At 73.1% G+C, this 8,711-nt stretch carries 5 protein-coding genes and 1 pseudogene; 2 read left to right on the top strand and 4 right to left on the bottom strand.

Annotated features, from left to right (window positions below):
- Window positions 1-91 precede the first annotated feature (91 nt).
- Entirely contained in the window at window positions 92-562 is a 471-nt protein-coding gene (locus AC30N0_RS08690; RefSeq protein WP_489517526.1) for an Lrp/AsnC family transcriptional regulator, read from the bottom strand.
- A 116-nt stretch (window positions 563-678) separates the two neighbouring features.
- Between AC30N0_RS08690 and rocD the strand changes: the two genes are divergently transcribed.
- Window positions 679-1,908, top strand: coding sequence for an ornithine--oxo-acid transaminase (gene rocD, locus AC30N0_RS08685; RefSeq protein WP_489517525.1), 1,230 nt, complete (start codon window positions 679-681; stop codon window positions 1,906-1,908).
- 95 nt (window positions 1,909-2,003) lie between these two features.
- Window positions 2,004-2,435: a hypothetical protein gene (locus tag AC30N0_RS08680; protein WP_489517524.1), complete on the top strand. Its 432-nt coding sequence runs from the start codon at window positions 2,004-2,006 to the stop codon at window positions 2,433-2,435.
- A 33-nt stretch (window positions 2,436-2,468) separates the two neighbouring features.
- Here the strand turns inward: AC30N0_RS08680 and ubiA are convergent.
- The 3 genes and pseudogenes from ubiA to AC30N0_RS08665 all read right to left on the bottom strand — a co-directional run.
- Window positions 2,469-3,386 (bottom strand): annotated as a pseudogene (ubiA, locus tag AC30N0_RS08675) (4-hydroxybenzoate octaprenyltransferase).
- An 89-nt stretch (window positions 3,387-3,475) separates the two neighbouring features.
- Entirely contained in the window at window positions 3,476-5,137 is a 1,662-nt protein-coding gene (locus AC30N0_RS08670; RefSeq protein WP_489517523.1) for a ShlB/FhaC/HecB family hemolysin secretion/activation protein, read from the bottom strand.
- Window positions 5,138-5,139: 2 nt separating this feature from the next.
- Window positions 5,140-8,711 (bottom strand): beta strand repeat-containing protein (locus AC30N0_RS08665; protein WP_489517522.1); only part of this gene is annotated, 3,572 nt, incomplete at its 5' end.

The raw sequence follows: 8,711 nt of genomic DNA, 5'->3' as shown, positions 1-8,711 counted from the left end.
GATCAGCCTGCGCACCGCAACTTTCGCTGTGGCGTGCGAGCGCATCCTGACGGCGCGCGAGGAACGGGGCCTGTATCCCTAGCCGGCAAACCTAGGGCTCGACCGGCAGCGGCGACGGCGGCTTGACCTCTTCCAGGCAGATCATCGAGCGCACGTCGTCGATGCCGGGCACCTGCATCAGGCGATCGGTGAGGAACTGCGACAGGCTCTTGAGATCGCTGGCGACCACCTTGAGCAGGTAGTCGGAGTCGCCCGACACGGCGTGGCACTCGAGGATCTGCGGCCACGCCGCGATCTCGCGCTCGATCTCGCGGACCCGGCCGAACTGGTCGCCGGCGATGCTGACGCTCACGTAGGCCGTGACCGCCAGGCCCAATGCCGCGGCATCGACGCGCGCCGCGTAGCCGCGGATGACGCCGCGCTCCTCGAGCGCGCGGACGCGGCGGAACGCCTGCGGCGCGGAGAGGTGGATCTGTCCCGCGAGATCGACGTTGCTGGCCCGGCCGGAGCGCTGCAGGGCGGACAGGATCTTGCGATCGATGGCATCGAGAGTGTGTTCCATGCGTGAATTATTCTTCAAGGATAATTTTCTTGCTCTGAACGCGTCTTACATGCAACGAGGCGAAAGCACATTTCGCCCGATCGGGGCTAAGCTGGCGTGTCCTTGGAGGAGCCGCCATGACCCACGCCCTGACCCCCGTCGACCTCGAGCGCCGCTACGGCGCTCGCAACTACGATCCGCTCGCGGTCACTCTCGAGCGTGGCGACGGCGTCTGGCTGTTCGACACCGACGGGAGGCGCTACCTCGACATGATGTCGGCCTACTCGGCGGTCAGCTTCGGCCACTCGCACCCCGTCCTCGTCCGCGCGCTCACCGAGCAGGCGAAGACGCTCGCGGTCACCAGCCGCGCCTTCCACACCGCGCGCCTGGGCCCGTTCCTCGAGCGCCTCTGCGCCATGACCGGCATGGCCCGGGCGCTGCCCATGAACACCGGCGCCGAGGCTGTGGAGACGGCGATCAAGGCGGCACGCAAGTGGGCCTACCAGGTCAAGGGCGTACCGGCGGGTCGGGCCGAGATCATCGTCCCGGCCGGCAACTTCGCCGGCCGGACGACGACCATCATCAGCTTCTCGAGCGAGGCGCAGTACCGCGACGGTTTCGGCCCGTTCACGCCGGGCTTTCGCCACGTGCCGTTCGGGGACGCGGCGGCGCTCGAGGCAGCGATCACGCCGCACACCGCCGCCTTCATCGTCGAGCCGGTGCAGGGCGAGGCCGGGATCATCGTGCCGCCCGACGGCTACCTGGCCGCGGTGCGCGAGGTCTGCACGCGCCGCAACGTGCTCATGATCGCCGACGAGGTGCAGACGGGCCTCGGCCGGACCGGCCGCGTCCTCGCCTGCGGCCACGAGGGCGTGCGACCGGACGGCCTCACGCTGGGCAAGGCACTCGGCGGCGGGCTGCTGCCGGTCAGCGCCTTCCTCGCCCGCGAGGACGTGATGGCCCAGTTCGGCCCCGGCGACCACGGCAGCACCTTCGGCGGCAACCCGCTCGGCGCCGCCGTCGGCACGGCCGCCCTGCAGCTGCTCGAGGACGGCCCGTTCTGCGACAACGCCGTGGAGCAAGGGCGCTACCTCATGGAGAGGCTGCGCCGGCTGGCGCATCCTGCGATCGTCGACATCCGCGGCAAGGGCCTGTTCGTCGGCGTCGAGATCGACCCGGCGTTCGCCAGCGCGCGTCAAGTCTGCGATGCGCTCGCCGGCCGCGGCGTTCTCACCAAGGACACGCACGGGACGGTGGTGCGCCTGGCGCCTGCGCTGACGATCCAGCGCGCCGAGATCGATGTCGCCGTCGACGCCCTCGGCCGGGCGCTGCACGGCATCGCCGAAGCCGAGGCCGTGGCCACCTGAGCGCAGATCGTGCAATGGGCACGCAATGAAACGTGTGGCCGGTCGTCGGCCTGCCTACAGTGGGCGTTGTCAACACGTCACACACCGGAGAGACCATGAAAAGACTTCTCATCGCTGCGCTCGCCGCCGGCGCCGTCGGCTCGGTGCTCGCGCAACCGCAGGTCGGCGTCTCCGTCAGCATCCATCAGCCGGGTGTCTACGGCCGCATCAACATCGGCGACGTGCCGCGGCCGGCGCTCGTCCTGCCGCAGCCGGTGATCATTTCGCAGCCGCGCGTGGTCGTGCAGCGCGATCCGGTCTATCTCTACGTGCCGCCGACGCATCAGCAGAACTGGCGCCGCTACTGCGGCCGCTACGCCGCCTGTGGCCAGCCGGTCTACTTCGTCCGCGACGAGTGGATCCGCGAGCGCTACGAGCGCGAGCACCCGGGTCGCGGCCGCCATCGCGGCTGGGACAAGCACGACGATCGCGGTCAGGGCCACGACAAGCACAAGCACAAGAACAAGAAAAACAAGCACGACGACTGATCGGCGCGCCGGGTCCCGCCACGGTCGCTCCGATCAGGCGCGCAGTGCGAACTGCGCGGCGACACCGGCAAAGACGGTGAAGCCGAGCCAGTGGTTGGCGGAGAAGGCGCGAAAGCAGCCCTCGCGCGACCGGGTCCGGATCAGCGCGTGGTGCCAGACCGCGATCGCGGCGGCCACGGCGAGCCCGGCGAAGTACGGCATGCCGTACCCGAGGCGCACGCCGACGGCCGCCCAGATCGCCAGATAGCCCGCGTAGAAGGCCATCACCGCGACGACGTCGAAGCGGCCCAGCGTGATCGCCGAGGTGCGGATGCCGATGCGCAGGTCGTCGTCGCGGTCGACCATCGCTTATTCGGTGTCGTAGGCGAGGACCCAGACCAGGTTGCCGGCGAGGAGCACCCAGGCCAGAAGCGGGACGGCGCCGTCGAGCGACGCCAGGGTCCACGCATCGCCGCCGCGCACCGCCGCGAAGGCCATCGGGATGCCGAAGCTGAAGGCGACGCCGAGGACGGCCTGCGGCATCGAGAAGAAGCGCTTGCTGAACGGGTAGACCATCGTCACGGCCAGCGCGACGAGGCTCCAGGCCACGGCCGCGAGGTTGGTCGTGAGGACCAGCGCGAACGCCAGCGAGGCGAGCACGGCGCCGACCGCCAGCGCCTCGCTCACCGCCAGGCGGCCGCTGGTGACGGGCCGCCGCGCGGTGCGCTTGACGTGCCGGTCGAACTCGCGGTCGGCGACGTCGTTGAAGGCGCAGCCGGCGCTGCGCATGAGGAAGGTGCCGAGGACGAAGACGACGACGAGATGCCAGCCGGGAAAGCCGCCGGCCGCGATCCACAGGGCCGAGAGCGTCGGCCACAGCAGCAGGTAGGTGCCGGCGGGGCGGTCCCAGCGGATCAGGTCGGCCCACAGCCGCAGACGCTCGGCGAGCTCGGGCGTGGCGCGAAGCAGCATGGCGCCATTGTCGGCGCCACGTCGTTCCGTCGCGGCTCCGCACCGCCGTGCGGCGCGGCGGTCGTTTCGCGCCCGGCCCGGCGGCGCCGTCAGTAGGCGACGCCCAGGCTGAAATGCAGGTGGCGGTCGCCGCGCCGCCGCTCGCCGTTCCCGCGCGCGACGTGGGCCAGGTCGAGGCGCAGCTGCCAATGCGGCGGCAGCGAGACGCGCAGGCCGGCGCCGACGCTGGCGATGCTGATCTTCGTGGTCTCGCCCGGCAGGGCGTGATTGCGGCGGACCCTTCCGTAGTCGCCGAACAGGAGCGCGTGGGCCGCGATGCCGGGGCGCAAGCTCGCTCCGAAGTCGGGGCCATGCAGCTCGGCGCTGAGGCGCAGGCCCCGGTCGTTGCTGATCTCGCGCTCGCCGAAGCCGCGCACCGAATCCTGTCCGCCGATGCCGAACTGCTCGCCGGCGACGAGGGCGTCGCGGGTCAGCTGGCCATCGCCGGCGAGCCGAGCTTGCAGGCCCGCGGGCAGCGCGAGCGTGTAGCTCGCCGACCAGCGGAGGAGGCGGTAGCCCGGGTCGGCGCCGGCGCGGGCCGCCTCGAAGTCGGCGGCGCCCCCCTGCGCGCCGCCGGGCAGGTTGCGGACGACGGCGGCGCTGAGCTCGGCCTGTTGCTGCGGGCCGGTCCAGGTGCCGGCGTAGCCGAGACTCAACGGGTGCACGGTGACGTCGGCGAGCAGGTTTGGATCGCTGCCGACGACACCGACCCGGTTGTCGAAGGCCCGCACTTCGAAGCCGGCGCTGAGCCGATGCCGCAGCGCCGCCGTCGGCGCGAGGTTGCGCTGGTAACGCAGGCCCGCCACCGTGCCGCGGCCGCGCACGTTGAATAGCTCGCTCACCACGCCCGAGTCGACGTCGGCGTACACGCCGTACAGGTCGATCGAGTCGCCGAGCGCGGGCAGCGGCACGCGGTGGTTCAGCGCCGCGATCGCCACCTGGCCGGGGCGCTCGACCGAGGTGATGTACTGGCCGGTGAAGACGTGGCCGAGATCGGCCACGTTGGCGTGCTGGAAGAAGAAGCCGGCGCGCAGCCGCCCGGTCCGGGGCGTGCCGGTGTTGTCGAGCACGGCACCGACCTTGTAGGGCTTGTCGTCCTGCACCGTGACGACGCCGTCGATGCTGCCGGTGGCATCGCTCTTCAGCTCGACGGCAATCCGGCGTGCCGGGTTTTCGTTGGCGAGGCGGATCTGCGCCGCGAGGGCCTCGGTGTTCGGGGTCGCGCCGTGCTGCAGCGCCGGCAGGCTGCGCCGGATCGCGGCGGCGTCGAGGTGGTGGTTGCCTTCAATGGTCACCGTCCGCAGCGGCGGTTCGACGACCGCGAGCCGGACGACGCCGTCGTCGATGCGCTGTTCCGGCACCGACACCTGCACCGCGCCGAAGCCCTGCCGGGCATAGGCGTGCTGCAGGGCCTGGGCGGCGGCGCGCACGTCGGCAAAGGTTCGGGCCGGTCCGGTATGCGGCGCGAGGGCGAGCTCGACCTGCGCGGCCGTCAGGACGCTGTGTCCCTCCACGACGAAGCGCCGGACCGCGAACGCCGGCTCCGGCCCGGACGGCTGCGCCCAGGCGGGCCCCGATGCGCCGAGGAGCAGGACCAGCGCCAGCACCGACGCCAGCGCGGCCGGGCCGGTCGCGACCAGCGCAGGCGCCGCTGCGAACGGTCGCCACGATCGCCACGGTCGCGCCGTGCGTCCGGCCAGCGCTGCCGGCATCGTCAGCGCGTCCCGCCGGCGGCGCGGTCCCGCCCGCAGGCCGGCACGCTGCCGAAAGGCGCCGCCAGCCAGTGCGCGCTGACCCAGCCGTCGAGCTCGCGGCGCAGGCAGAGGGAGGCGCCGGCCGAGCCCGCGCCCAGGCGCAGGTCGCGCTGCGTCATCCCGGCGTCGAGCAGGCCGCGCGTGAAGACCGGCGGCAGCACCTCGTAGACGCCGTCGACGTAGCTGATCGTGTAGTCCGCCGAGGTCAGCCCGCTCGCCGTGATGGCGTAGCGTCCGGGCGGCGACAGCGGCGTCGCCGCGGTGCCGAGGCTCAGCGTGCCGCCGAGCATCGAGGCCGTGTCGGCGCCGGCGAGGCCGAGTACGGTCGCGGTGAGCGGCGCACTGGGCTGGCCCTGCGCCCGGCTCAGGTCGTCGGCGCGGACGACCAGCGGCGCCGCCGTCACGGTGCCGACCGCGCCGGTCGCGGTGGTGCCCGCCAGCGCATAGCCGTACACGGGCAGGACGCCGCGGCTCGCGCCGACGATGGCGATGCCGCCGGCGGTCACCGGCTTGGCCGTGCCGGCGTGGCGACTGTCGTAGCTGGCGCTGGCGGGCGCCGCGAAGACGACGCTGTCGCCGTCGATCGCGCCCAGCGCCGCCAAGTTCGCGGCGGTCACGGTGGCGCTCGCGTTGCCGTCGTAGACCTTGGCCACCGTGCCGGCGAGCACCGGCGTGAGCGTCGGTGCGAGGCGGTGCAGGAAGCCGTCGCCGCTGCCGAGCACCGGGGTCGTGCCCGCGCTGGCCGCGTACTGGCGGAAGTCGGCGACCAGACCGCCTGGCGTGTCGGTGCGCGGATCGGTGGAGTAGACCAGCCAGCGGCTGCCGGCCGCGTCGAGGCCGGCCGCGCCTGCCATGTTGACGAAGTCGCGGCCGGCGTCGAGGACGATCGCCGGCGCCGCGGCCGTGCTCGCGCTCGTCAGTGCGCCGGCCAGGACCAGGTCGGCGCCGGAGACGATGGCCAGGGGCCGGCCGAAGACGTGCGCCGTGTGGACGGTCGCCGTGCCGCCCTGGCGGCTGCCGAGCGTCAGGGTGCTGCCGCTGCCCCAGGCCAGCCGGGTCAGCTCGCCGTCGTCGAGCGACAGGCCGCTGCCGCCTGCGCCGCTGCCGACGTTCAGCGCCGTGCCGGCCGTGGCCGCGCGGATGGCCAGATCGGTGGCGCTGCTGACCGCGTTGGCGGCGTTCAGCGCCAGGCTGTCGGCGACGATGGCGATGCGGCCGCTGCCGGTCGTCGAGACCAGGTCGGGGATGCCGAGGGCGACGCCGGTGCCGGCCGGTCCGGCCAGGCCGGTCAGCGCCACGTTGCCGGCGCCGGTGCTGCGGATCGTGCTCGTGCCGCCGTAGCCGCCAACGCCTGCCAGCGGAAAGACGAGGCCGTGGTTGCCCGCGCCGCCCCCGCTGCCCCCGGTGCCGGTCACCGTCAGGTCGCCGTCGACGGTCGTGAACTGGGCGTCGGAGAAGCCGATGCCGAAGTTGGCGCTGCTGCTCGCGCCGGCGTGGCTGCCGCCGGTGCCGCTGATCGCGACCGTGCCGGCGCCGGTGTTGGTGATGCGGCCGATGGCGCTGATGCCCAGGTTGTTGCTGCCCGGCGCGTTGCCGGCGATGCCCGTCAGCGTGACTGCGCCGCCGCGCCCGACCACCGTCGCGGCGGCGTCGATGCCGGGGTTGTAGCCTTGCGTGCTGCCGTCGCCGGAGCGGCCCCAGATCGTGATCGCGCCCGTGCCTTGCGCCTCCGTGGTGTTGAACGCGAACAGGCGTACGCCCATGTTGCGTATGCCCGTCGCCGTGTTGCCGCCGGTGCCGGTGACGCTGATCGAGCCGGTCGCGCCGGTGCGCACCGTGCCCCCGCCGAGGAACACGCCGACGTTGTCGTCGCCCGCCCCGGAGCCACCGCCGAAGCCGGTGAGGGTGATGTTGCCGGCGCCGCTCGTGATCACGTTGGCGGTGCCCGACGTGGTGCCGATGTGGACGCCGTAGTTGCCGCTGTTGCTGCCCGTGTGGCCGGTGCCCATCATCCAGACGTTGCCGCCGCCGGCGTCGATGTCCGCCGACGAGCCGATGCCGGAGAAGTAGGCGGCGTTGCCGCGCGCGCCGGTCGCCGGCAGGCTCGCATCGACCCGGCCGCCGGGGTTGCTGCCGCCGCCGATGATCAGGTCGCCGCCGTTGGTGCGGAAGCTGCCGCTGCCCAGGCGCACCGCGCCGGTCGCCGGCGCGATGACGACGTGGAGCTTGCCGCTGGTGACGTTGATGCCGGCGCTGCCGTTGAACTCGACGCTCTTCGGCGCCGTGATCGTCCACGTGCCGTCGCCGCCCGTGCTCTTGGCGATGCCCGCGAGCGTGTAGACGAGGTTGCTGGCGGTCGACACCTGCCAGCGGTTCAGCGCCGGGCCGTAGTAGTCGAACGGCGTCGTCGTGGCGCCGATCGTCACGCCGTTGTAGTCGCTGGTGCCGAGGCCGACCAGGCGCACCACGCCGCTGCCGCCGGCGCGCAGCGTCGACTCGTCGAAGCCGTTCCAGGTCACGTCCGCGGACAGCGTGTCGAGCGTCGTTCCCGACCCGGTGCCGGTGAAAGTGATGTCGCCGTTCACGGTCGTCACCGTCTGCCCGGGCGCCGAGCCGGTGACCGAGACGCCGCGGCTCGCGCCCGCGCCGCCGCGGCCGGTCAGGGTGATGCGACCGCTGCCGCTCGCGCGCAGGGTGCTGTCGACGACCTGCACGCCCATGTTGTTGACGCCGGTCGTGCCGCCCGTGCCGGTCATCGTGATGGAGCCGCCGCCGGCGTCGACGACAGCGTTGGTGAGGCGGATGCCGCGGTAGTTGCCCGGCGTGCCGCCGCCCGGATTGGCGACCCACGTGATCGGCGCGCCGTTCGACAGCAAGGTGCTGTTCGTGGTGACGATGTTGCGCGCCGCCAGCAGGCCGATGCCGGCGCCGGTCGGGTCGCCGACGCTGACCGAGCCGATCGTGATCGTGTGCGCGTCGACGGCGAGGCTGTCGAGCGGCGTCGCGCCGCCGATGGCGCCGCCGAAGGTCGCGTTGCCGGTGCTCGTCGCCGCCAGCCGGAAGGCGCCGTCGACGGCGGCGAAGCTCATCGCGCCGGCACCGCTGTCGAGGCGGGTGTCGGCGCCGAGCGAGACCGGGTCGTTGAAGCTCATGGCGCCGGTGGTGCGCACCGATCCGCCATCGATGCGGGTGCTGCCGCCAGCGTTGGTCGTCAGCGCCGACAGGCTGCTTACGGCGCCGACGGCGCCGCCGAAGCGCGTCTGCGCGTTGCTGTTGACGACCAGGGCGCGCGCCGCGCCGGTGGAGTCCACGGCGGCGTCGAAGTCGACGTCGCCGCCGGCACCGAGGCCGGCGCTGCCGCCGCCGCTGTTCAAAGTCACGGTGGCGGCGTTGAGCAGGACGGGGGCCTGGACCCGGATCGCGGCGCCGGCGCCGGCCGCGCCGGCACCGGAGCGGTTGCCGCCGGCCGCGCTGAGGTTGCCGGCGAGCGTGATGACACCGCCGCTGCCCAGGTCGATGGCCCCGGCCGTGC

Source organism: Rhizobacter sp. (assembly GCF_031412495.1).
Taxonomy (GTDB): Bacteria; Pseudomonadota; Gammaproteobacteria; order Burkholderiales; family Burkholderiaceae_C; genus Schlegelella_A.
This window is presented reverse-complemented; position numbering and strand designations above follow the sequence as displayed.

What these genes read in the sequence shown, in the direction of transcription:
- AC30N0_RS08670 (WP_489517523.1), bottom strand. Translation starts at nt 5,137, where the DNA reads ATGCCGGCAGCGCTGGCCGGACGCACGGCGCGACCGTGGCGATCGTGG.
- AC30N0_RS08690 (WP_489517526.1), bottom strand. Translation starts at nt 562, where the DNA reads ATGGAACACACTCTCGATGCCATCGATCGCAAGATCCTGTCCGCCCTG.
- AC30N0_RS08680 (WP_489517524.1), top strand. Translation starts at nt 2,004, where the DNA reads ATGAAAAGACTTCTCATCGCTGCGCTCGCCGCCGGCGCCGTCGGCTCG.
- rocD (WP_489517525.1), top strand. Translation starts at nt 679, where the DNA reads ATGACCCACGCCCTGACCCCCGTCGACCTCGAGCGCCGCTACGGCGCT.